Source organism: Kitasatospora sp. NPDC093806 (genome assembly GCF_040683335.1).
Lineage (GTDB): Bacteria > Actinomycetota > Actinomycetes > Streptomycetales > Streptomycetaceae > Kitasatospora.
Map to the genome: position 1 here is coordinate 53840 of NZ_JBFBDO010000029.1, position 22609 is coordinate 76448.

23 protein-coding genes and 1 riboswitch are annotated in these 22609 nt (G+C 71.8%); of the genes, 10 read left to right on the plus strand and 13 right to left on the minus strand.

Translation table 11 applies throughout. From position 1 onward, the window contains the following. Positions 1-65: 65 nt before the first annotated feature. Complete coding sequence (mnmA, locus tag AB0N76_RS17025; RefSeq protein WP_363557791.1) at positions 66-1205, minus strand: tRNA 2-thiouridine(34) synthase MnmA; 1140 nt, start codon at positions 1203-1205, stop codon at positions 66-68. A 45-nt stretch (positions 1206-1250) separates the two neighbouring features. After that, entirely contained in the window at positions 1251-2438 is a 1188-nt protein-coding gene (locus tag AB0N76_RS17030; RefSeq protein ID WP_363557793.1) for a cysteine desulfurase family protein, read from the minus strand. Between the two features lie 242 nt (positions 2439-2680). On the opposite strand from AB0N76_RS17030, the gene AB0N76_RS17035 reads away from it, so the two are divergent. Then, on the plus strand, positions 2681-3466 hold the full coding sequence (locus AB0N76_RS17035) for an IclR family transcriptional regulator (RefSeq protein ID WP_363557795.1): 786 nt from the start codon (positions 2681-2683) through the stop codon (positions 3464-3466). On the opposite strand, the gene AB0N76_RS17040 is transcribed toward AB0N76_RS17035, so the two are convergent. The 8 genes from AB0N76_RS17040 to AB0N76_RS17075 all read right to left on the minus strand — a co-directional run bounded on the left by AB0N76_RS17040 (position 3402) and on the right by AB0N76_RS17075 (position 12749). Beyond that, positions 3402-4061: a trimeric intracellular cation channel family protein gene (locus AB0N76_RS17040; protein WP_363557797.1), complete on the minus strand. Its 660-nt coding sequence runs from the start codon at positions 4059-4061 to the stop codon at positions 3402-3404. The genes AB0N76_RS17035 and AB0N76_RS17040 overlap by 65 nt on opposite strands. Before the next feature lie 94 nt (positions 4062-4155). Beyond that, on the minus strand, positions 4156-5202 hold the full coding sequence (locus AB0N76_RS17045) for a dipeptide ABC transporter ATP-binding protein (protein WP_363557799.1): 1047 nt from the start codon (positions 5200-5202) through the stop codon (positions 4156-4158). A 70-nt stretch (positions 5203-5272) separates the two neighbouring features. Further along, complete coding sequence (locus AB0N76_RS17050) at positions 5273-6343, minus strand: ABC transporter ATP-binding protein (RefSeq protein WP_363557801.1); 1071 nt, start codon at positions 6341-6343, stop codon at positions 5273-5275. Continuing rightward, on the minus strand, positions 6340-7350 hold the full coding sequence (locus AB0N76_RS17055; RefSeq protein ID WP_363557803.1) for an ABC transporter permease: 1011 nt from the start codon (positions 7348-7350) through the stop codon (positions 6340-6342). Before AB0N76_RS17055 ends, AB0N76_RS17050 begins: the two co-directional genes overlap by 4 nt. Before the next feature lie 98 nt (positions 7351-7448). Further along, on the minus strand, positions 7449-9236 hold the full coding sequence (locus AB0N76_RS17060) for an ABC transporter substrate-binding protein (RefSeq protein WP_363557805.1): 1788 nt from the start codon (positions 9234-9236) through the stop codon (positions 7449-7451). Positions 9237-9292: 56 nt separating this feature from the next. Then, the gene (locus AB0N76_RS17065) at positions 9293-10282 is read right to left on the minus strand and encodes an ABC transporter permease (RefSeq protein WP_363557807.1); all 990 of its coding nucleotides are present in this window, start codon (positions 10280-10282) and stop codon (positions 9293-9295) included. Positions 10283-10791: 509 nt separating this feature from the next. Then, positions 10792-11595, minus strand: a complete 804-nt coding sequence (locus AB0N76_RS17070; RefSeq protein WP_363557839.1) for an enhanced serine sensitivity protein SseB C-terminal domain-containing protein — start codon at positions 11593-11595, stop codon at positions 10792-10794. A 359-nt stretch (positions 11596-11954) separates the two neighbouring features. Then, on the minus strand, positions 11955-12749 hold the full coding sequence (locus tag AB0N76_RS17075; protein WP_363557809.1) for an enhanced serine sensitivity protein SseB: 795 nt from the start codon (positions 12747-12749) through the stop codon (positions 11955-11957). Positions 12750-12916: 167 nt separating this feature from the next. Beyond that, a riboswitch (glycine riboswitch) is annotated at positions 12917-13024 on the plus strand. A gap of 220 nt (positions 13025-13244) precedes the next feature. On the opposite strand from AB0N76_RS17075, the gene gcvT reads away from it, so the two are divergent. From gcvT to AB0N76_RS17095, 4 genes are all read left to right on the plus strand, one after another. Continuing rightward, on the plus strand, positions 13245-14366 hold the full coding sequence (gene gcvT / locus AB0N76_RS17080) for a glycine cleavage system aminomethyltransferase GcvT (RefSeq protein ID WP_363557811.1): 1122 nt from the start codon (positions 13245-13247) through the stop codon (positions 14364-14366). Positions 14367-14453: 87 nt separating this feature from the next. Beyond that, positions 14454-14834, plus strand: a complete 381-nt coding sequence (gene gcvH, locus AB0N76_RS17085; protein ID WP_363557813.1) for a glycine cleavage system protein GcvH — start codon at positions 14454-14456, stop codon at positions 14832-14834. Positions 14835-14912: 78 nt separating this feature from the next. Beyond that, complete coding sequence (gene glyA, locus AB0N76_RS17090; RefSeq protein WP_363557815.1) at positions 14913-16181, plus strand: serine hydroxymethyltransferase; 1269 nt, start codon at positions 14913-14915, stop codon at positions 16179-16181. Between the two features lie 180 nt (positions 16182-16361). Then, complete coding sequence (locus AB0N76_RS17095) at positions 16362-17729, plus strand: L-serine ammonia-lyase (RefSeq protein WP_363557817.1); 1368 nt, start codon at positions 16362-16364, stop codon at positions 17727-17729. Positions 17730-17802: 73 nt separating this feature from the next. On the opposite strand, the gene AB0N76_RS17100 is transcribed toward AB0N76_RS17095, so the two are convergent. Further along, positions 17803-18177 carry a hypothetical protein gene (locus AB0N76_RS17100; protein WP_363557819.1) on the minus strand — a complete coding sequence of 125 codons (375 nt, stop codon included), beginning with the start codon at positions 18175-18177 and terminating at the stop codon, positions 17803-17805. Between the two features lie 102 nt (positions 18178-18279). On the opposite strand from AB0N76_RS17100, the gene AB0N76_RS17105 reads away from it, so the two are divergent. The 5 genes from AB0N76_RS17105 (at position 18280) to AB0N76_RS17125 (ending at position 20465) form a co-directional block, all read left to right on the plus strand. After that, positions 18280-18654, plus strand: a complete 375-nt coding sequence (locus AB0N76_RS17105) for a helix-turn-helix domain-containing protein (RefSeq protein WP_363557841.1) — start codon at positions 18280-18282, stop codon at positions 18652-18654. 72 nt (positions 18655-18726) lie between these two features. Continuing rightward, positions 18727-19068, plus strand: a complete 342-nt coding sequence (locus tag AB0N76_RS17110) for a VOC family protein (protein ID WP_363557821.1) — start codon at positions 18727-18729, stop codon at positions 19066-19068. 75 nt (positions 19069-19143) lie between these two features. Beyond that, the gene (locus AB0N76_RS17115; RefSeq protein ID WP_363557823.1) at positions 19144-19506 is read left to right on the plus strand and encodes a type II toxin-antitoxin system RelE/ParE family toxin; all 363 of its coding nucleotides are present in this window, start codon (positions 19144-19146) and stop codon (positions 19504-19506) included. Between the two features lie 63 nt (positions 19507-19569). Further along, positions 19570-20001: a helix-turn-helix transcriptional regulator gene (locus AB0N76_RS17120; RefSeq protein WP_363557825.1), complete on the plus strand. Its 432-nt coding sequence runs from the start codon at positions 19570-19572 to the stop codon at positions 19999-20001. Beyond that, positions 20001-20465, plus strand: a complete 465-nt coding sequence (locus AB0N76_RS17125) for a hypothetical protein (protein ID WP_363557827.1) — start codon at positions 20001-20003, stop codon at positions 20463-20465. Before AB0N76_RS17120 ends, AB0N76_RS17125 begins: the two co-directional genes overlap by 1 nt. Before the next feature lie 337 nt (positions 20466-20802). On the opposite strand, the gene AB0N76_RS17130 is transcribed toward AB0N76_RS17125, so the two are convergent. Together AB0N76_RS17130 and AB0N76_RS17135 are read right to left on the minus strand one after the other, a co-directional pair. Further along, positions 20803-21300, minus strand: coding sequence for an ATP-binding protein (locus tag AB0N76_RS17130; RefSeq protein ID WP_363557829.1), 498 nt, complete (start codon positions 21298-21300; stop codon positions 20803-20805). Between the two features lie 188 nt (positions 21301-21488). After that, positions 21489-22609 (minus strand): Ig-like domain-containing protein (locus AB0N76_RS17135; RefSeq protein WP_363557831.1); only part of this gene is annotated, 1121 nt, incomplete at its 5' end.

Sequence of the window (22609 nt, forward strand, 5' to 3'; positions counted from 1 at the left end):
CGGCGCAGGCGGGATCAAAAACCGCTTTCAGTGGGCCTGGCTGGACAGGCCCACCCACCCCACCCTCAGGCCGTGACGGCCGGGCGTTCCGTCGTGGCGATGGTGGCGGAGCCGACCACGCGGGTGCCGTCGTACAGGACCACGGCCTGGCCGGGGGCGATCCCACGCGCCGGGGTGTCGAGGCGGACGTGGAGGGTGTCGTCCACCACCGACGCCGAGACCGGGACCTCCTCGCCGTGGGCGCGCAGCTGGGCGGTGTAGCGGCCGTCGACCAGCGGCTCGGTACCGCACCAGCGCGGGCGGATGCCGGTGAGCCCCGTGACGTCCAGGCCTTCCACCGGGCCGACCGTGACCGTGTTGTTCACCGGCGAGATGTCCAGCACGTACCGCGGCTTGCCGTCCGCCGCCGGGCGGCCGATCCGCAGGCCCTTGCGCTGGCCGATGGTGAAGCCGTACGCCCCGTCGTGCTCGCCGATCTTGGCGCCGTCGACGTCGACGATGTCGCCGGTCGCGGTGCCGAGGTGCTTCGCCAGGAACCCCTGGGTGTCCCCGTCCGCGATGAAGCAGATGTCGTGCGAGTCCGGCTTCTTCGCGACGGCCAGACCCCGGCGGGACGCCTCCTCGCGGATCACGTCCTTGGTGGTGTCCCCGAGCGGGAAGAGCGAGTGCGCGAGCTGGTCCGCGTCGAGCACGCCCAGCACGTACGACTGGTCCTTGGCCCCGTCCACGGCCCGGTGCAGCTCGCGCTCGCCCGACGGCAGGTCGACGATCCGCGCGTAGTGCCCGGTGCAGACGGCGTCGAAGCCGAGCGCGATCGCCTTGTCGAGCAGCGCCGCGAACTTGATCTTCTCGTTGCAGCGCAGGCACGGGTTCGGGGTCCGCCCGGCCGCGTACTCGGCGACGAAGTCGTCGATGACGTCCTCGCGGAAGCGCTCGGCGAGGTCCCACACGTAGAACGGGATGCCGATCACATCGGCCGCCCGGCGGGCGTCCCGGGAGTCCTCGATGGTGCAGCAGCCGCGCGCCCCGGTCCGGAAGGACTGCGGGTTGCTGGACAGCGCCAGGTGCACGCCGGTCACCTCGTGGCCGGCTTCGACGGCGCGCGCGGCGGCGACGGCGGAGTCCACCCCGCCGGACATCGCGGCGAGCACGCGCAGGCGGCCGGTGGCGGACGGAGCGGTCGGGGCACCCGGGAAGTCAGTCATGATGCGTCCAAGCGTACGTGGTACCGAAAGGCTTCCCGCAGCGGATTACCGGGCGCGCGCGGCCGCCGCCAGCCCCGCGTTGCGGGCCCGGTGGACGGCGGGCCCGATCGCCGCCGCGAGCGCGTCCACGTCCGAACGCACCGAGGTGTGCCCGAGCGAGAACCGCAGCGAGGCGCGCGCCAGCAGCGGGTCCACGCCCATCGCCAGCAGCACATGGCTGGGCTGCGGGACACCCGCCGAGCAGGCCGAACCCGTCGAGCACTCGATGCCCTGGGCGTCGAGCAGCATCAGCAGGGCGTCGCCCTCGCAGCCGGGGAACGAGAAGTGCGCGTTGGCGGGCAGCCGCCCCTCCGCCGCCGGGTCGCCGTTGAGGACGGCGTCCGGGACGGCCGCGAGCACCGCCGCGACCAGCTCGTCCCGCAGCGCGCCCAGCTCCACGGCGTGCTCCGCGCGCCGTTCGACGGCGAGCGCCGCGGCGGCCGCGAAGCCGGCGGCGGCGGGCGCGTCCAGGGTGCCGGAGCGGACGTCGCGCTCCTGGCCGCCGCCGTGCAGCAGCGGGACGGGCGCGGCGCCGCGCGAGAGCAGCAGCGCGCCGATGCCGAACGGGCCGCCGATCTTGTGGCCGGTGACGGTGAGCGCGGTCAGCCCGGACTCGGCGAAGGAGACCGGCACCTGGCCGAGCGCCTGCACCGCGTCGGCGTGCATCGGGATGCCGTACTCCCCCGCCACGGCGGCGAGTTCGGCGACCGGCTGGACGGTGCCCACCTCGTTGTTGGCCCACATCACGGTGACCAGCGCGACCGAGGCCGGGTCGCGCTCGATGGCCTCGCGCAGCGCCGCCGGGTGGACCCGCCCGAACGCGTCCACCGGCAGGTAGTCCACGGTGGCGCCCTCGTGCTCGGCGAGCCAGTGCACGGCGTCCAGCACCGCGTGGTGCTCGACCGGGCTGCACAGCACCCGGGTGCGGGCCGGGTCCGCGTCGCGGCGGGCCCAGTACAGGCCCTTCACCGCGAGGTTGTCGGACTCGGTGCCGCCGCCGGTGAGGACGATCTCGCTGGGCCGGGCGCCGAGCGACTCGGCGAGCGACTCGCGGGCCTCCTCGACGACGCGGCGGGCCCGGCGACCGGCCGCGTGCAGGGAGGAGGCGTTGCCGACGACCCCCAGGTGCGCCGACATCGCGGCGATCGCCTCGGGCAGCATCGGCGTGGTCGCCGCATGGTCCAGGTATGGCATAACCATCCGATTGTAGAGGGCCTTCGGTCGGCTGAGGGTCCGCCGGATCGGCCGCGCACCATTGCGATCCGGCCATCAGCCACGAGCCGGGGCAGAGTGGAGGGGCCGGAAGGGCAGGAGGGCCGGGGCCCGGTACGGCGGACGGCCCCCGAACGGTTAGCCTGACGGCCACCACCGAGCGGCCTCCACGGCAACCACCGCACCACCGCGCCGCCGGACCGGAACCAGGACTGGGGGGCGCAATGTCGCAGTCGGTCGATCGCGCGCTGACCCTGCTCGGCTCGCTCGGCGACGGCCCGGTCACCCTGGAGCAGGCCGCCACCTCGATCGGCGTGCACAAGTCCACCGCGCTGCGCCTGCTGCGCAACCTGGAGGAGCACGGCTTCGTCCACCGCCAGGCGGACCGGCGCTACCGCGTCGGCGGCAAGGTGCTGTCGCTGGCGCAGCAGGCGCTGCGCGGCATCGACGTCCGGCAGGTCGCCGCCCCGTACCTGGCCGCGCTGAACGAGCGCTCCGGCTGCACGGTGCAGCTGGCGGTGCTGGAGGAGAACGGCGAGGTGCTCTACCTGGACGAGCTGCCCGGCCGCTGGAGCACCGAGGCGAGACGGAGCACCGAGGCGAGACGGGGCAACGAGCCGACCCGGATCGGCCAGCGGGCCCCGGCCGCCGGGACGGCGATCGGCCGGGTGCTGCTGGCCGGGCTGCCCGAGGACGGCCGGCCCGCCCACCAGCTCTCCCCCGACCTGGCGGCGGTCCGCACCCGCGGCTGGGCGGCGGAGTCGGCCGAGCACCGCGAGCCGGTCACCTGCGTGGCGGCGCCGGTGGCGGGCAGCGACGGACGGGCGGTCGCGGCCTGCGCGATCTCGGCGCCGGCCGACCGGGTGTCGCCGGCCGAGCTGGTGCGGCTGGTGCCGGAGCTGCTGTGCACGGCCGAGGCGGTCTCGCTCGCGTACGGCGGTTCGCCTACTCCTCGCTGGTGCGAGAACCGTTGCGGTGCCAGGCCCGCGGCGCGCGCCAGCCGTACTTGAGGGCGAGCATCCGCAGCACGAAGGCGGTCAGCGCGGCGGCGGTGCCGGTGGCGGCGGTGAGGCTGTCGAGGGCGATCAGCAGGGCCACCAGCCCGGCGCCGACCAGGGCGGGCACCGCGTAGATCTCCCGGTCCCAGCGGAGCAGCGCGGGGATCTCGCCGGCCAGGACGTCGCGCATGACGCCGCCGCCGGCCGCCGTCACCATGCCGAGGGCGACCGCGGAGACGGCGCCGAGCCCGTAGTCGTGGGCCTTGGCGGTGCCGGTGACGCAGAACAGGCCGAGGCCGAGGGCGTCGAGGGTCTGGACGGCGCGGTTGATCCGTTCGACCTCGGGGTGCAGGAAGAACACCACCAGGCCGGCGACCAGCGGGGTGAGGAAGTAGCCGAGGTTGGTGAAGGCGGCGACCGGGGTGGCGCCGATGACCAGGTCGCGCATCACCCCGCCGCCGAGCGCGGTGACCTCGGCGAGCACACAGATGCCGAAGATGTCCATGTTCTTGCGGACGGCGAGCAGCCCTCCGGAGAGGGCGAAGACGAAGATGCCGACGAGGTCCAGCGACTGCTGCACGTCGGAGGGGAAGATCTGCGAGGTCACCGCACCAGTGTGACCCGGCCGAGCCTCCCCTCCGGACCAACGGTCACGCGGTGGCGAGCGTCTTCTCCCCGCCCGGAGCGTTCTCCGGGCTGTGCTAGTCGTTCCCCTCGCTGTGCTCGGGGAAGTGGCAGGCCACCTGGTGCCCGGTCTTGAGCGCGGTCAGCGGCGGCTCCTGGCTGGCGCAGATCTCCTGGGCCTTCCAGCAGCGGGTGCGGAAGCGGCAGCCGCTGGGCGGGTTGATCGGCGAGGGGACGTCGCCCTTGAGCAGGATCCGCTCGCGGCCGCCCTGCTGCTTGCGGCGCGGGTCGGGGACCGGCACCGCGGACATCAGCGCGTTGGTGTACGGGTGCATCGGGGCGGAGTAGAGCGAGTCCCGGTCGGCGATCTCGACGATCTTGCCGAGGTACATCACGGCGACCCGGTCGGAGACGTGCCGGACCACCGAGAGGTCGTGCGCGATGATCAGGTAGGTCAGGCCGAGCTCCTGCTGGAGGTCGTCGAGCAGGTTGACGACCTGGGCCTGGATGGAGACGTCGAGCGCGGAGACCGGCTCGTCCGCGACGATCATCTTGGGCCGCAGGGCGAGCGCCCGGGCGATGCCGATGCGCTGGCGCTGGCCGCCGGAGAACTCGTGCGGGTAGCGGTTGTAGTGCTCGGGGCTGAGCCCGCACAGCTCCAGCAGCTCCTGGACGGCCTTCTTGATCCCGCCGGCCGGTTCGGCCTTCTGCAGCTTGAACGGGGCGCCGACGATGGTGCCGACGGTGTGCCGCGGGTTCAGCGAGGAGTACGGGTCCTGGAAGATCATCTGGATGTCGCGGCGCAGCGGCCGCATCGCGCCGACGCCCAGGTGGGTGATGTCGGTGCCCTCGAACTCGATCGTCCCGCCGGTGGGCTCGTCGAGCCGGGTGACCAGCCGGCCCATCGTCGACTTGCCGCAGCCGGACTCGCCGACGACGCCCAGGGTCTCGCCGGCGTTGACGGTGAAGTCGATGCCGTCGACCGCCCGGACGGCGCCGGTCTGGCGCCGCATCAGGCCGCTGTGGATCGGGAAGTGCCGCGTCAGACCGGCCACCCGGAGCAGCGGTTGCCGGTCGGAGGCGGGCGTCGGTGCAGGGATGGCCGCCGCCTTGGTGTCCGTCATCGGTTCTCTCCAGAAAGGTGGTACGAGGCCGGGCTCACGTACGGAGCCTGGCTCTCAGCCGAGGCCGGGCTCACAGCCGGGGCGCGATCTCTTCGGCGAAGATGCGGTGCCGGTCGGCGGCCGCGAGGTGGCAGGCGGCGTGGTGTCCGGGCGTGGCCTCGGTGAGGACCGGGACCTCGCCGGTGGAGCGCCCGCCGGTGAGTTCGGCGTAGGGGCAGCGCGGGTGGAACGCGCAGCCGGACGGCACGTTGATGAGGCTCGGCGGGGTGCCCTTGACCGGGACGAGCCGGTCCTGGAGCTCCCGGTCGAGGCGCGGCATCGAGCCCAGCAGGCCCCAGGTGTAGGGGTGCTCGGGCGCGTCGAAGAGGGTCTCGGCTGGGCCGCGCTCGACGCACTTGCCGCCGTACATGACCAGGATGTCGTCGGCGAGCTCGGCGACCACCCCGAGGTCGTGGGTGATGATGATGACGGCCGAGCCGAACTCCTGCTGGAGGTCGCGGATGAGGTCCAGGATCTGCGCCTGGACGGTGACGTCCAGGGCGGTGGTGGGCTCGTCGGCGATCAGCAGCGAGGGGTCGTTGACCAGCGCCATGGCGATCATGGCGCGCTGGCGCATGCCGCCGGAGAACTGGTGCGGGTAGTCGTCGACCCGGCGGTCGGGCTGCGGGATGCCGACCCGGTCGAGCATCTCGATGGCGCGGGTCCGGGCCTGCTTCTTGCTGGCCTGCGGGTGGTGCACCCGGTACGCCTCGACGATCTGCGCGCCGACGGTGTAGTAGGGGTGCATCGCGGTCAGCGGGTCCTGGAAGATCATCGCCAGCTGCCGGCCGCGCAGTTCGCGGACCCGGTCGGGGCCGGCCGCGACGAGCTCCTCGCCGTCCAGCCAGATCTCGCCGCTGATCCGGGCCCGCTTGGAGCGGTGCAGGCCCATGATGCCGAGCGAGGTGACGGACTTGCCGGAGCCGGACTCGCCGACGATGCCGAGGGTGCGGCCCTTGGCGAGGTCGAAGCTGACCCCGTCGACCGAGCGGACCAGGCCGTCGTCGGTGTCGAAGTGGATCCGCAGGTCCCGGACGGACAGGAAGGCGTCCGCCGGGGCCGGTGCCCCGGCCTCGGCCGGGGTCTTCTGGAGCTCGGTCACGACAGCCTCACCCGGGGGTCGACAGCGGCGTACAGGAGGTCAACCACGAGGTTGCAGAGGACGATGAAGAACGCGGCGAGCAGGGTCACGCCGAGGATCTTCGGCAGGTCGTTGTCGGTGATCGCGGAGACCGCGAAGAAGCCGACGCCCTGGAGCGAGAAGACCTGCTCGGTGATGAGCGCGCCGCCGAGCAGCAGGCCGAGGTCCATGCCGAAGATGGTGACGACCGGGGTCAGCGCGGCGCGCAGGCCGTGCCGAACGACGACCTTCCGCTCGGCCAGGCCCTTGGCCCGGGCGGTGCGGATGTAGTCCTCGCTCATCGTCTCCAGCATCCCGGCGCGGGTGAGCCGGGCGTAGAGCGCGGAGTAGAGGAAGGCCAGCGAGATCCACGGCAGGATCAGGTTGCGGGCCCACATCAGCGGGTCGTCGGTGAAGTTGACGTACTGGAGGTTGTCCAGGATCGGCCACTCGTAGCTGAAGAGCGTGAGCAGCAGCGCGCCGGTGAAGAAGACCGGCAGCGAGACGCCTGCCAGGGCGATGCCCATGGAGAGCCGGTCGAAGATCGAGCGGGGCTTGAGCGCGGAGACGACGCCGGTGGTGACACCGGAGATCAGCCAGATCACCGCCGCGCCGATGGCCAGCGAGATGGTGACCGGGATGCGCTTGGTGAGCTCCGGCCAGACCTCCAGGTGGTTCTTGAACGAGTAGCCGAAGCACGGTACGTGGCAGGTGGCCGGTTCCGGGCCGAACTTGTACTCGGCGCCGGTGACCAGCGCCTTCAGGAAGTTCCAGTACTGGGTGTACAGCGGCTGGTCGAAGCCGAGGTTCTTCTTGATCGCCGCGATCGCCTCAGGGGAGGGGTTCTTCCCGATGTACTGAGCGGCCAGCTGGTCGGTGGTCTCACCGGCCAGGCGCGGGAGCAGGAAGAAGATCGCGAAGGTGACCGCGCTGACCACCAGCAGCAGCACCACGGCGGCCAACGTCCTGCGGATGATGTAGGCAAACACAGTTGGGCGGCTCCGGCGGCCCGCCACCGTCCGGACGACCCCGGACGGTGGCGGGCGCCGCTGCCTTCACCTGCCTTCAGGGATGCGGAGCCAGGCTCTTACTTGGCGGAGCCGATGTTCAGGTAGTCGTACTCACCCGAGAAGGCCGGCGTGGAGACCAGGTTGGTGGCGCTGTCCGGGCGGTACAGGAAGACCTTGAAGTAGGTCAGCGGCACGTAGACGGCCGAGTCCATGACCTTCTTGTCGATCTGGGCGTAGATCTTCTCGCGCGCCGCGCGGTCGGTGTTGACCGCGGCCTCGTCCAGCAGCTTGTTGACCTCGGGGTCGTTCAGCTCGGCGAGGTTGTTGTTGCCGGAGGCCTTGACCGCGCGGCCGTCGGTGATCTGCTGCAGGAAGCCGTAGCCGGTCGGCCAGTCGGCGCCCCACTGCATCATCATCAGACCGATGTTCTTCTCCTTGTTGAACGCCGGGACGCCCACGTGGTCGGAGAAGTACTTGCCCTGCGGGTACTGCTGGATCTCGGCGTTGATGCCGACCTTCTTCAGCGCGGCCTGGATCGAGGTCGCGGCGGCGATCTCGGGGGCGCGCTCGGTGCGGGCGGTCAGCACGGTGTTGAAGCCGTCCGGCTTGCCGCAGGCCTTCAGGGCTTCCTTGGCCTTGGCCTCGTCGCCCTTGTTGTCCTTGGTCTGGTACGTGTTGAAGTCCTCGTGGCCCGGGACGTCCGGCGGGAGGACGGTGTTGGCCACCGCGCCGCGGATCGGGCCGCCGATGGCGGTCTGCACCGAGACCTTGTCGATCGCGTACTGGACGGCCTTGCGGCACTCGACGTTGTCGAACGGCGCGACCTGGCTGTTGATCGCGGTGTAGACCAGACGGCCGCCGAAGGCGTTGTCGGTCTGCGCCTTGAGCTTCGGGTCCTGGAGGATCTTCGCCTGGGTCTGCTGGTCGACGCCGGCGCCGACCAGGTCGACCTGGGCGTTCCCGGCGAGCAGGTCCTTGTCGATGGTGGACTGCTCGATGTTCATCTTGAGCACGATCTTGTCCGGAAGCTGCTTCCGGATCGGGTCGCTCGCCTTGTCCCAGTTGGTGTTCGGGACCAGGACGGCCTGCTTGCCGTCCTCGTAGCTCTCGAACTTGTAGGTGCCCGAGGACATCACGTGCTTCACGTAGGTGGAGCCGGTGTCCTTCTCCTTCGGGACCGGCGCCGTCTGCGGGGCGGAGACCAGGTAGTCGAAGTCCGCGAAGGCGTGCTTCAGGTGGAAGACGATGGTGAGGTCGTCCGGGGTCTCGATGGACTTGAGGTCGCCCTCCTTGTCCTTGTACGGGCCCTCGTACGGCTTGTCGTTGTCGACCAGCAGCTCCTTGAAGTACGACGGGCCGTTGGAGTTGACCTCCGGCGCGAAGTTGGAGCGCAGGACGGCGTACTTGACGTCCTTCGAGGTGATCGGCGTGCCGTCCTCGTACTTCAGGCCCGCGCGCAGCTTGTACGTCCAGCTCAGGCCGTCCGCGCTGGGCTTGCCCATCGACTCGGCCAGGTCCGGGACGAGCTTCTGGCCGTCCGCGCCGGCGCCCGGCTGGAAGGTGGTGAGCGGACGGGCGTACAGGCGCGAGAAGTTGTAGATGTACGCGTAGTACGTGTTGCCGGGGTCGAGCGAGTCCGGCGTGCCACGCATCTCGTACGTGACGGTGCCGCCCTTCTTGTCCGAGGCGTTGACGATGCCCTTGGTGCCCGCGTCGGCGCCGGTGGCGCCGCCGGTGCCGGCCGCGCTGCTGCCGGTGGCGGTGGACTTGGGGTCGTCGCTCTTCTTGTCGGACGAACAACCGGTGACGACCAGGACCGCGGCGGCGGCCGCGGCGGTCAACGCGACGGTACGGGACCTACGCATGGGTGAGATCAACCCCTTGAGGAAGTGGTGGCTGAACGAGGAGTACTGACGCTGGGTCAGTTGCTCTTGGGATCGAGGGCGTCACGCAGCCCGTCGCCGAGCAGGTTGAAGGCGAGCACGGTGAGGAAGATCGCCAGACCGGGGACCACCATGTACTGGGGGTCCACCTGGTAGTACTTGATCGCGTCGTTGAGCATCCCGCCCCAGGAGGCCTGGGGGGCCTGGATGCCGACGCCGAGGAAGCTGAGGCCGGCCTCGAAGAGGATGTTGGTCGGGATCAGCAGGGTCGAGTAGACCAGGATCGGACCGACCAGGTTCGGCAGCAGTTCCTTGAAGAGGATGAACGGCCCCCGGGCGCCCAGGCTGCGGGCCGCGTAGACGAACTCGCGCTCGCGCAGCGAGAGGGTCTGGCCGCGCACGATCCGGCCCATGTAGGGCCAGTTGAAGAAGCCGATCACGAAGATCAGCACGCCGATGTGCAGCGGGAGGCCGTGCAGGCCGAACGCGCCGCCCTGGAGCGAGGCCGAGATCGCGATCGCGAAGAGCAGCAGCGGGAAGGCGAGGAAGACATCCATCACCCGGCTGATCAGGGTGTCCACCCAGCCGCCGTAGTAGCCGGCCATCACGCCGAGCACCACGCCGATGGTGTTGGACAGCAGGGTCGCGCCGAAGGCGACCAGCAGGGAGACCCAGGAGCCCTCGATGACGCGGGCGAGCAGGTCACGGCCCTGCAGTGGGTCGAGGCCGAGCGGGTGGTCCCAGCTCATGCCGCCCCAGTCGCCCAGCGGCAGGCCGCCGAGGTTGGCGTCCAGCAGGTCCTGGTTGAGGGCGTCGGGGTCGAGGCCGAAGACCGATTCGATCGGCTTGGCCAGCACGGCGAGCAGGATCAGCAGGATCACCACGACGCCGCCGGCGACGGCGGCCTTGTCCCGTTTGAAACGGGTCCAGGCGATCTGGCCGAGCGAGCGGCCTTCGATTCTCTTGGCCGGGCTCGCGGCGGCGTCTGCCTCCGGTGCGTTGCCGGCCGTCTTGATGGGTGCGGTCATGGTCAGTTCGGTCCCCTCGCCGACGGTGGCCGGCCCACGGGTGCCGGGCGCCGGGATCGGCGGTACGGCTGGTGCGGACGTGCTTGGGTGCGGAAGTGCGGGTGCGGGAGGATTCCCAGCGGTACGACGTGCTCAGTACTGCTGCCACGCGGGATGGGCGTCACGTGGATCATGCGGTCCGCCAGCGCGTTCGCCTTTGTGAGGCGCCAACCACGCGCGGTGGGCTGTTGCAGAACTCTCTGCCATCCGAACTGGCTTGCGCCAGCCCTGACAACCGACAGATGCCCAACTGTGATCTGCGGACATGCACCTCCCGGATCTTCGGCATAAGCCTCTTCACACAGCTGTAGCAGTCATGTCAATATGTCTGCCAGCCACTTCCGTGAGTTCGTCCGGAAAACGTCGAAACCGGCCTGACTTGTCGTCAAACCGGTTTCAATGGCGGGTATTTGGTGACTTCGTCCGATCACGCCCGATCGGCGCCCGATCGGCGCCCGATCAACGGCCGTTCAGCGACCGGAATAGCCCGGCCACGGCTGCTGCGGCGGCGGCTGCTGCCCCGGCCAGCTCGGCGCCGGCGGCTGGGTGCCGTAGCCGTACCCCGGCCCCTGCTGCGAGGCGTAGGGCGGCGGCGGCACCGGCGGGTACGGACCCGTCTGCGGCCGGCCGTGGCCCGCCGCCTCCCGGTCGTAGAACGGGCGCGCGTTGGCCCGCATCCAGAGCGCCACCGGGTCGAACTCGTCCGCCATCGCCACCGTCGAGACCGCCAGCCCCTCCGGCGCCACCGCGATCGCCCGCTGCATCAGCGCCCGCACGGCCTCCACCGTGGGCGCCGAACTCTCGTACAGCTCCAGGCCGATGGCCAGGTACGGTTCGCCCACCGACGGCCGCACCCAGGCCCGGCGCAGCGCCCGGACCGCGCGCACCTCGGCCGCCTGCCGCTCCAGCAGCGCGAAGAACTGCTGCGCCGGCACCTGCGGCTCGCTCAGCTTCAACGGCCCGGCCGGCAGCCGGTCCAGGCCCGCCGCGACCCGCCGCAGGTCCGCCCACGGCACGCCGACCCCGCCGCCCGGGGCGTGCGGGTTCAGCCACAGCCCCCAGCGCGACCGGTACAGCGAGGCCGCGATCTCCCGGCCGGAGATCACCTCGTGCGCCCGCGCCCAGCCGGACGCCGCCAGCTGCTCGGGCGAGGTGACGGCCGGCGCGTAGCCGTGACCGCTGATCTCCATGTTCCCGTACTGGGCGTCCGCGCTGCCCGGCGTCCCGTGCCAGAGCAGCATCCAGACCTGCCCCTCGGCGAGGGCGTGCAGCATCGTCTCGTACGCCTCGTAGCGCTCCGGCGCGACCTCGCGCAGGGCGCGCTCCAGCGCGCCCGGATCCGGGCGTCCGGTGGGCGCCTGGCCCCAGGGCCCCGGTGCACCGCCAGCTACCGATCCCGCACTCATGCGCCCACCTCGCTGCGCCTCTTCGTTCCTCGTCTGCCACCGGCGGCCCCGCGGCCGTCAGCACGCACCCTATGGGGCGCCGACGACCACCGCCACGCCGACGTGCCAGGGTTCGTACCGGACCCGTCGCCCGGGCCCCGCCCGAGCGCCGCCCGACCGTCGCCGGCGGCCGTCGACCGGCCGGCGTCGGGACCGGTCCGGCCCGTCCCGGAACGGCCCCTACCCGTTCAGCCCCGCACGTAGAAGGGGGCGACCCGGTTCGCCAACCAGTCGACCACCGGATCGTCCGCGAGGTCGAGCAGTACGAGGTGGACGCCGCCGGGCAGCGGCGCGGTTCCCAGCGCCCGGCCCAGGGCCTCGTTCACCGCGCCCGGGTCGGCCGGGGCCAGCGGGTCCAGCTGGACGCCCACGAACATCACGGTCGGCTCGCCCTCGACACTGGCCAGCGCCCGGCGCGCGGTCAACACCCCGGGCAGGGCGGACAGTTCGCTCCGGCAGGCGGCCAGGAACAGCTCCGGGTCCTCACCCGGCACCGGCTCGCGCAGCGCCACCCGGCCGCCGCCCGGCGCGTCCGGGGCGGCGTCCCAGCGGTCCTCGCGCGGCCCGCGGCGCAGCTCGGCCACCCCCTGCGGCGGCACCGGGATCCCCACCGCCGCCTCCGGGTTGACCGCGATGCCCACGCCCAGCGGCAGGCCGCGGGCGAACTCCCAGACCGGCGCGACCGCGAACGCCATCCCCGGCGCCTGCTGGACGAACACCTCCTGCGAGGAGAAGACCGGCACGTACGGGTCGCCGGCCAGCTCGATGGTCGGCAGGTCCAGCGCCTGCCCCTGCGGGTCGCCGCCGGCCGGCAGCGGGATCCACACCTGGCTGCGGGCCAGCACCTCGATCACCCGGGGGGTCGCGCCCGGGTCGCCGAGCGCGGCGGTGAGCACCTGCTCCAGCTCGTTGGCGGGCCACCCGCCGCCCGGCGGCGCCGACTCCGGTCCGCCCCACCCCTGCTGCTCCACCGGGTACCCCATGCGCCCCTGTACCGCCCTCTGCTCGCCGATGCCCCGCAGCCTAGCGGCCACCGGCCGGTTGGCCCTCCTCACACCCTCCCCCTCTCCCCTCATCCGCGCGGACGTGCCATGATGTCCGCGTCTGCGGTGGCTACCACCCGGGCCCCGCTAACTCCATACCGGCCGCTCGAACCCGCGCGGGAGAGTCCGGAGTGCCCCCGTCCTGGCGGCACAGCCGGCGCCGAAGGAGCAAGTCCTCCCCGGAATCTCTCAGGCACCCCTACCGCACGGGTTAGGCACATCTGGAAAGCGGCGTACGGCCCTGCCGTCCGCCCACCCACGGTGCAAGCCGCCATGCTGTCCCTGTTGCAGGGCAGTACGCGGTGAAGCTCTCAGGTTCGACGACAGATGGGGAGACCCAGCCGCCGCATGCCCGCGCGCAGGGTCCGCCACCCCGACGCGGGGCCGGTCCCGGCGCGTGCACCCCTGAGTGCCCCGACCGAGGAGTTCCTGGCCATGTCGTCCCTCCGCCTCACCGCGCTCGACGCGCTGCACCGCGCCCTCGGCGCCACCATGACCGACTTCGCCGGCTGGGACATGCCGCTGCGCTACGGCAGCGAGCGCGAGGAGCACCTCGCCGTCCGCACCAAGGCCGGTCTGTTCGACCTCTCCCACATGGGCGAGATCACCGTCAGCGGCCCGCAGGCCGGCGAGATGCTGGACCACGCCCTGGTCGGCTTCGTCTCCGCGCTCGGCGTGCTGCGCGCCCGCTACACCATGATCTGCGCCGAGGACGGCGGCATCCTGGACGACCTGATCGTCTACCGCCTGCGCGAGGACGCCTTCCTGGTCGTCGCCAACGCCTCCAACGCCCAGCTGGTGCTGGACGAGCTGACCGCCCGCGCCAAGGACTTCGACGCCGTCGTCACCGACGACCGCGACACCTACGCGCTGATCGCCGTCCAGGGCCCGGAGTCCACCGCGATCCTGGCCGACACCACCGAGGCCGACCTGCCCGGCCTGAAGTACTACGCGATCCTCCCGGCCCAGGTGGCCGGCCGCGACGTGCTGCTCGCCCGCACCGGCTACACCGGCGAGGACGGCTTCGAGATCTTCTGCAACCCGGGCGACGCCGAGCAGATCTGGCAGGCGCTGACCGGGGCCGGCGCCGAGCGCGGTCTGGTCCCGTGCGGCCTGTCCTGCCGCGACACGCTGCGCCTGGAGGCCGGCATGCCGCTGTACGGCCACGAGCTGTCCACCGAGCTGACCCCGTTCGACGCCGGCCTGGGCCGGGTCGTCCGGTTCGACAAGACCACCAACGACGGCGCCTTCGTCGGCCGCAAGGCCCTGGAGAAGGCCGCCGCCGAGGCCGAGGCCAACCCGCCGCGGGTGCTGGTCGGCCTGGTCTCCGAGGGCAAGCGGGTGCCGCGCGCCGAGTACTCCGTGGTCGCCGCGGACGGCACCGCGATCGGCCGGATCACCTCCGGCGCCCCCTCCCCCACCCTGGGCAAGCCGATCGCGATCGCCTACGTGGACGCGGCGCACGCCGCCCCCGGCACCACCGTCGCGGTGGACGTGCGCGGCAAGCACGAGCCGGTCCAGGTCGTGGCGCTGCCGTTCTACAAGCGCGCCCGCTGACGCCCGTCCCCCACGTTTCCCTCGCGAGGCGCGTCCGCCTGCCGGGCCGCTTCGTCGTACCCGCTTCCCATCCTGGAGAATGACGCCATGAGCAACCCCCAGCACCTGCAGTACACCGAGGAGCACGAGTGGCTGACCGCCGCCGTCGACGGTGTGTCCACGATCGGCATCACCAAGCACGCCGCCGACGCCCTCGGTGACATCGTGTACGTGCAGCTCCCCGAGGTCGGCGACACCGTCGAGGCCGGCGAGACCTGTGGCGAGCTGGAGTCCACCAAGTCGGTCAGCGACCTGTACTCGCCGGTCACCGGTGAGGTCGTCGAGGTCAACGAGGCCGTCGCCGACGACAACAGCCTGGTCAACAGCGACCCGTTCGAGGGCGGCTGGCTGTTCAAGGTCCGCGTCGAGTCCACCGGCAAGGTGCTGACCGCCGACGAGTACACCGCGCTCACCAACCCCTCGGCCTGAGCCACCCGCCGGGGCGGCCGCCGCACCCGCGGCCGCCCCGCCGCCCTGCTCCTTCTCTCCTCCCGGGAAGACCCCACCATGACGGTTCTGAACCAGTCCCTGCACTCCCTCGACCCGGAGATCGCCGCCGCGGTCGACGCCGAGCTGCACCGCCAGCAGACCACCCTGGAGATGATCGCCTCCGAGAACTTCGCCCCGGTGGCGGTCATGGAGGCCCAGGGCTCGGTCCTGACCAACAAGTACGCCGAGGGCTACCCCGGCCGCCGCTACTACGGCGGCTGCGAGCACGTCGACGTGGTCGAGCAGATCGCGATCGACCGGATCAAGGCCCTGTTCGGCGCCGAGCACGCCAACGTCCAGCCGCACTCCGGCGCGCAGGCCAACGCCGCCGCGATGTTCGCGCTGATCCAGCCGGGCGACACCATCCTGGGCCTGTCGCTGGCCCACGGTGGTCACCTGACCCACGGCATGAAGATCAACTTCTCCGGCAAGCTCTACAACGTGGCCGCGTACCACGTCGACGAGAAGACCGGCCAGGTCGACATGGCCGAGGTCGAGCGCCTCGCCAAGGAGCACCAGCCGAAGCTGATCATCGCCGGCTGGTCCGCCTACCCGCGCCAGCTCGACTTCGCCGAGTTCCGCCGGATCGCCGACGAGATCGGCGCGCTGCTCATGGTCGACATGGCGCACTTCGCCGGCCTGGTCGCCGCGGGCCTGCACCCGAACCCGGTGCCGTACGCGGACGTGGTCACCACCACCACCCACAAGACCCTGGGCGGCCCGCGCGGCGGCGTCATCCTCTCCAAGGCCGAGTGGGCCAAGAAGATCAACTCCGCGGTCTTCCCCGGCCAGCAGGGCGGCCCGCTGGAGCACGTCATCGCCGGCAAGGCGGTCGCCTTCAAGGTCGCCGCCACCGAGGAGTTCAAGGAGCGCCAGCAGCGCACCCTGGACGGCGCCAAGATCCTCGCCGAGCGCCTGCTCCAGGCGGACGTGGCCGAGGCCGGCGCCTCCGTCCTGTCCGGCGGCACCGACGTCCACCTCGTCCTGGTCGACCTGCGCAACAGCCAGCTCGACGGCCAGCAGGCCGAGGACCGCCTGCACGAGGTCGGCATCACCGTCAACCGCAACGCCATCCCGAACGACCCGCGCCCGCCGATGGTCACCTCCGGCCTGCGGATCGGCACCCCGGCGCTGGCCACCCGCGGCTTCGGCGCCGAGGACTTCCGCGAGGTCGCCGACATCATCGCCGAGGCCCTGAAGCCGGCCTTCGACGAGACCACCGCCGCCGCGCTGAAGGCCCGGGTCACCGCCCTGGCCGAGAAGTACCCGCTCTACCCGAACCTGTAAGTCCTGCTGTTCGGCCGCGGGTGACCGGGCTCACGCCGCCCGGCCACCTGGGATTCCGGGGCACCGCGCACACTGGAAGAGTGCGCGCGGTGCCCCGTCCCGTGTCAGCGGCCCGCCCGCCCCCGCCCGCGCCCCCTCCCTGCCGGCACCACCCACGAGACCAGACAAGGACGTCCCTCCGTGGCCATCAGCGTCTTCGACCTCTTCTCCATCGGCATCGGTCCGTCCAGCTCCCACACGGTCGGCCCGATGCGCGCCGCCCGGATGTTCGCCCGCCGCCTGAAGTCGGAGGGCCTGCTGACCGAGGTGACGGCCGTCCGCGCCGAGCTCTACGGCTCGCTGGGCGCCACCGGCCACGGCCACGGCACCCCGAAGGCGGTGCTGCTCGGTCTGGAGAACAACTCCCCGCGCACCGTCGACGTCGACCAGGCCGACCGGGACGTCGAGCGGATCACCGCCGAGAAGCGGCTCCACCTGCTCGGCACCCACACCATCGACTTCGACCCCGACAGCCAGCTGGTGCTGCACCGGCGCCGCTCGCTGCCGTACCACGCCAACGGCATGACCATCTGGGCGTTCCGGGCCGACGGCTCCACCGTGCTGGAGAAGACCTACTACTCGGTCGGCGGCGGCTTCGTCGTCGACGAGGACGCGATCGGCGCGGACCGGGTCAAGCCCGACGACACCGCGCTGAAGTACCCCTTCCGCACCGGTGAGGAACTGCTCCGGCTCACCCGGGAGACCGGCCTGTCGATCTCCGGCCTGATGCTGGAGAACGAGAAGGCCTGGCGCTCCGAGGAGGAGATCCGGACCGGCCTGCTGGAGATCTGGCGGGTCATGCAGGAGTGCGTCCGGGCCGGCATGTCCCGCGAGGGCATACTCCCGGGCGGCCTCAAGGTCCGCCGCCGGGCCGCCTCCGGCGCCCGCGCGCTGCGCGCGGAGGGCATCGGCCCGGCCAACGCGATGGAGTGGGTCACCCTCTACGCGATGGCGGTCAACGAGGAGAACGCCTCCGGGCGCCGCGTCGTCACCGCCCCGACCAACGGCGCGGCCGGCATCATCCCCGCCGTCCTGCACTACTACCTGAACTTCATCCCGGGCGCCGACGACGAGGGCATCGTCCGCTTCCTGCTCGCCGCGGGCGCGATCGGCATGCTCTTCAAGGAGAACGCCTCCATCTCCGGCGCCGAGGTCGGCTGCCAGGGCGAGGTCGGCTCCGCCTGCTCGATGGCCGCCGGCGGTCTCGCCGAGGTCCTCGGCGGCTCCCCCGAGCAGGTCGAGAACGCGGCCGAGATCGGCATCGAGCACAACCTCGGCCTCACCTGCGACCCGGTCGGCGGCCTGGTCCAGATCCCCTGCATCGAGCGCAACGGCATGGCGTCCGTCAAGGCCGTCACCGCCGCCCGGATGGCCCTGCGCGGCGACGGCCGCCACCACGTCTCCCTCGACAAGGCGATCAAGACCATGAAGGAGACCGGGGCCGACATGAAGATCAAGTACAAGGAGACCTCGCGCGGCGGCCTCGCCGTCAACGTCATCGAGTGCTGACCGGCGGCTTTGCGCACCCCTGAGCCCCCGCCCCCGGCGGGGGCTCGGCGCTTTCCCGGGCCCCCGCCGGGGGTCACCCCTGGGCCGCCGCCCGGGCCTGTTCGTGGAACTCCACGTACTCGACGACCGCGCCGCCGGGGTGGCGGGCGGTGAGGTTGCGGCCGGTGGGGACGGCGTTCGGGCCGTCGAGGACCTCGCCGCCATGGGTGGCGAGGAGAGCGAGGACCTCGTCCAGCGAGGTGACGACCAGGGTGGTGTGGGTGGCGCGATAGGGGGCGAGGGCCTCGTCCGTGCCGGCGACGAGGAGGTGGTCGCCGACGGCGGCGAGTTCGAGGCCGCGGTAGGGGAAGCGCAGCGCGGGCTGCTCGCCGGTGAGGGCGACGAAAGTGGGCAGGGCGGTGTCGAGGTCGTCGACGTAGACGCGGGTGTAGGTGCGGACGACGGGCACGGCGGGGTCCCTCCGGTGATCATTTCGATTTTCCCGAAACATCGAATCGACCGGCATACTACGGGCGGTAGGAGACCGACCGGAAGGGGAAGCCCGGTGGAGATGCCCGTGGTCCTGCACGCCCTCGGCGACCCGGTCCGGCTGGAACTGGTCCGCCGGATGGCCGCCGACGGCGAGTGCGCGTGCAGCCCCGAAGGCCTGGACGTGCCGCGCTCCACGCTCTCCAACCACTGGCGCGTCCTGCGCGAGGCGGGCCTCACCGACACCCGGGCGGCGGGCAAGGCCCGGATCATGTCCCTGCGCCGTGCCGAGACGGACGCCGCGCTGCCCGGCCTGCTCGCCGCCGTCCTCGGCGAGCCGGCCCGAGGGGTCCTTGAGGATGACGGTGCGGTCACCGTGGAGCATGTCGGTCGGCGGCTGGACGATGGTGGCACCGCCGGTCGGTCCCGGCGGCCATGGGGAGACCGTAGGAGTTGAAGCCGACTTGAGGTCAAGGCCGGGGCGCGGGGCCGTCGGCGGTTGTCAGTGGTCGTCGCTAGGGTGCCGGTCATGACTCTGGCAGCAGTGATGGTCACGGTGGATTGCGCGGAACCGCGGGAGCTCGCCCAGTGGTGGGCCACCGCGGTGGGAGGCGAGATCGACCAGGACTACGGCGACTTCGTGATCGTCAAGGCGGAGCCGGTGGCGCTCGGCTTCCAGCGGGTGGCCGAGGAGCGGCTGGGCAAGAACCGCGTGCACGTCGACTTCGCCGTCCCGCCCGGGACGGGCCTGGCCGAGGAGGTGGCGCGGCTGGTCGCGCTGGGCGCGAGCGTCGTCGGCGAGCACAGCATCCCGGGCCTCGCCTGGACCGTGCTGCGGGACCCGGTCGGCAACGAGTTCTGCGTCCACTGAGGAGCCCCGCCGCCGTCCCGGCCGCCCCGTGCCGGACCCTAGACTGCCGACAGGGGCGGGCGAGGGGGGATCGGGGTGCCGGGACAGCGCGAGTGGTCGTTCTACCAGGGCGCGGACGGCTCGGCGCCGGTCCAGAAGGAGCTGCAGAAGGCCGACCTGGCCCCGCACGAGCGAGCGCGCCTGTTCGTGCTGCTCAACCGCGTGAAGGACCGCCAGACCCTGCCCGGCGACGTCAAGGACCTGGGCGGCGACCTGCTGGAGGTCCGGCTCACCGGCGACCACCGCACCTTCCGACTGCTCTACGCGGAGGAGTCGGCGGGGCTGGTGCTGCTCGCGCTCTCGTTCTTCCAGAAGAAGTCCCAGAAGACCCCGTCCAACGAGCGCTCCGCCGCCGCCCGCCGCCTGCGCGAGTGGCGGCGGCGGGAGCCGAACGGCTGAGTTCCCGGTTCTCGGTATCGGTTTTGGGCGATACTGTGGAGAGCCCTCGGAGGGGAGGCGACCATGGCACCCAGCCTGCAAGATCTTCTCGGCATCGATCCGGACGACCCCCGCACGGCGGCCGCGCTGGACGACGCTCAGGCCTACGCCGAGCTGGTCGAGACCCTGGTGGTGGCCCGCCGCAAGTGCGGGCTGACCCAGCGCGAGGTGGCCGAGCTGATGGGCACCTCGCAGTCCACCGTCTCCGAGTTCGAGCGGGTGGGCGGCGACGCCCGCTACTCGACGCTGCAGCGCTACGCCCGGGCCGTCGGCGCCCGGCTGCACACCCTGGTGGGCCACAGCTCCGCCGATCTGACCCCGGCCTGGACGCCGGCGCCGGTCGCCGTGCAGGTGCGGGTGGCGGTCCGGGAGCGGCAGCCGCAGTCGGCCCGCCCGGCGACGGTCTGGCCGGCCACCGCCTGGACCGACGGCACCGCCCGGTCGGTGACCGTCTGATGGCCGCCGGGACCACCCGCCGCCCCGTCCCCGTCCGGCGCTTCGGCTCCTTCCAGGAGCTGGCCGAGGCGGCGCAGCTGGACGACGTCGCGTTCCTGGAGGCCTCCGGGCGCCGGCTCTTCGACCGGCCCGGGCCGCGGCCGGAGGAGGAGTCCGGCACCACCATGTCCGTCTGGCTCCGGCAGGGCGACGGCGGCACCACGCTGGAGGTCCGCTGCCGGCTGGAACTGGCCGCGGCGCTGGCGGACTTCGCGGTCGACGCGGTGGCGGTGTTCTCCCTGGGCGGCCCGTTCGCGCTGTCGGCGGAGGAGCAGCAGTGGTTCGCCGACCAAGTCGGCGTCACGGTGCTCTACCCGTACCTGCGGGAGGCGGTGCACGGCTCGGCGGGCAAGCTCGGCGTCGACACCCCGCTGCTCGCGGTGCGCAGCCCGTGGCCGCCGGCAAGCGGCACTGATCAGAAATAGTGCCGATCATGAATAATCTCAGGCACCAGCGTTAACTTATGCAAATTCCCAAGGTGAACTAAGTTACAAACCTTGCATTCGAAGTCATCCGGTTTGCCCACATGCTGAGATCCATGCGATAGTCGAGACGTCCAACGGCGGACGACGAGAACTCCGCCGTGGGCGCACCGAGACTACGGCTGGCCCGACCTGGCACGGCCGTCGCCCATCGCGCGGCACGCACCCCCTTGGCCGGCGCGATGACCTGCAGGGGCCCCCAGCCACCGGACCACGGTGAACATCGGGGGCCCTGCGTGTTTTCCGGGGCCCTGCGGGTTCCCGGAGGCCGGAACCGGCCTCAGGCCCGGTCGCGGACCTTCAGCTCGAACCAGACGCCCTTGCCGCGCGGCAGCAGGTCCGCGCCCCAGCGGTCCGCCAGGTCGTCGACCACCCGCAGCCCGCGTCCGCGCTCGTTGATCGGCAGCGGCTCCGCCAGGATCATGCACGGCAGCGCCCGTGAGGAGTCCCGCACCTCCACCCGGAGCCAGCCCGGCTTGCGCACCACCTGGAGCCCGATCGTCCGCCCGGCGGCGTGCCGCACGGCGTTGGCGACCAGCTCGCTGGTGAGTAACTCACCGACCTCCAGGTGCTGGTGGAGGTCCCAACTCTCCAGCACGGAGAGCACCAGCCGGCGCGCCAGCGGCCCGGATTCCGGCCTGGACGGCAACCGCACCTCGCCGGACGCCGCCTGGTCGCCCAGTCTCCCGACGTACATCTGCTCCAGCTCCTCGGAGCTGAGCCGCTCCAGGGCCGTCAGCCCCTCCTGGAACGACGCCCACGACGCGTCAGCGACCAAGCTGGACCCTGAAAGTGATGACTGATCTGTTTCGCCCCAACCCGCCATGCGACCCATCATTGCGGAACGCAAGCGGCCGCGTACGGACAATGAGCAAACGATCACTACTCTCTCGGCATATGCCGACAGCAACCCGAGCCCCGCCGCCGACCGGCGGCCGTCAAGCCCGGGTTGCCGCGAACCGCCTCCTACCAGGCGCTCCAGCCGAGGTTCCAGCCGCTGAGGCCGTTGTCCGGGGCCACCTGGCCGCGGATGGAGTTCTTCACCGTCACGACGTCCCCGATCATCGAGCCGTCGTAGAACTGGCCGGCCGAGGTGCCCGAGCCGCCGCCCTTGACGTCCTTGAGGCCGACGCAGCCGTGGCTGACGTTGTCCTCGCCGAAGACGTCGCTCCAGTAGTTGCCGTGCACGTAGGTGCCGGAGTCGGTGAGCCGCATCGAGTGCGGTACCTGCAGGTCGTACGGCGCGCCGGTCATCCCGGGCATGCTGCTGGACTGCATCCGCACCACGCCCTCCTTGGACATGACGACCATGGTGCCGTTCCAGGTCGGGTGCTCGGGCGAGCCGGACGTGATGTCGATGACCGAGGTCTGGCCGTCCCGGACCACCGTCATCCGGTGCGTCTTGGCGTCAACCTCCGAGACCTGGGATCGCCCGATAGTGAAGGGCTCGTCCCGGTCCACGCCGCCGTAGACGCCCGGGGCGATCTCCACGCTCTTCAGCCGGTAGTGCACGGTGACCTTGGTGCCCGGCGTCCAGTACTTCTCGGGGCGGAAGTCCAGCCGGCGGTTGCCGAACCAGTGGCCCTTCAGCACGGTGCCGTTGTCGGTCTCGAAGGTGATGCCCTTCGCCACCGTCTCCTTGTTCTTCACGTCCTTGTCGAAGGCGACCGAGACGATCATGCCGACGCCGTAGGTGGCGTTGTCCTCGATGTTGTCGCTCGCCTTCGCCTCCCGCTCGGGGGTGAGCGTGGTGAAGCTGCTGTCCGCCGAGGCCACCACGCCGCCGGCGTCCGCCGCCAGCGCGCTCACCTGGTAGGCGGTGCCGACCGCGAGCGGGCCGGAGGGCGCCCAGCTGGAGCCGTCGGCGGCGATCGCGCCGGCCACCTCCTTGCCGGTCTTGTCGCTCACCTTGACGGTGGTCAGCTTGCCGCCGGACACCGCGACCTTGAGCGTGCCGTCCGGGGCGACGTCCACCGCGCCGCTCTTCGGCTGGATGTCCAGCACGGCCTGCGAGACCTTGGGGGCGGCGCTCGTCGCGGCCGGCGCGCCGGGGGTCGGCGCCCCCGCGGCCCCCGCCGTCGCGGCCG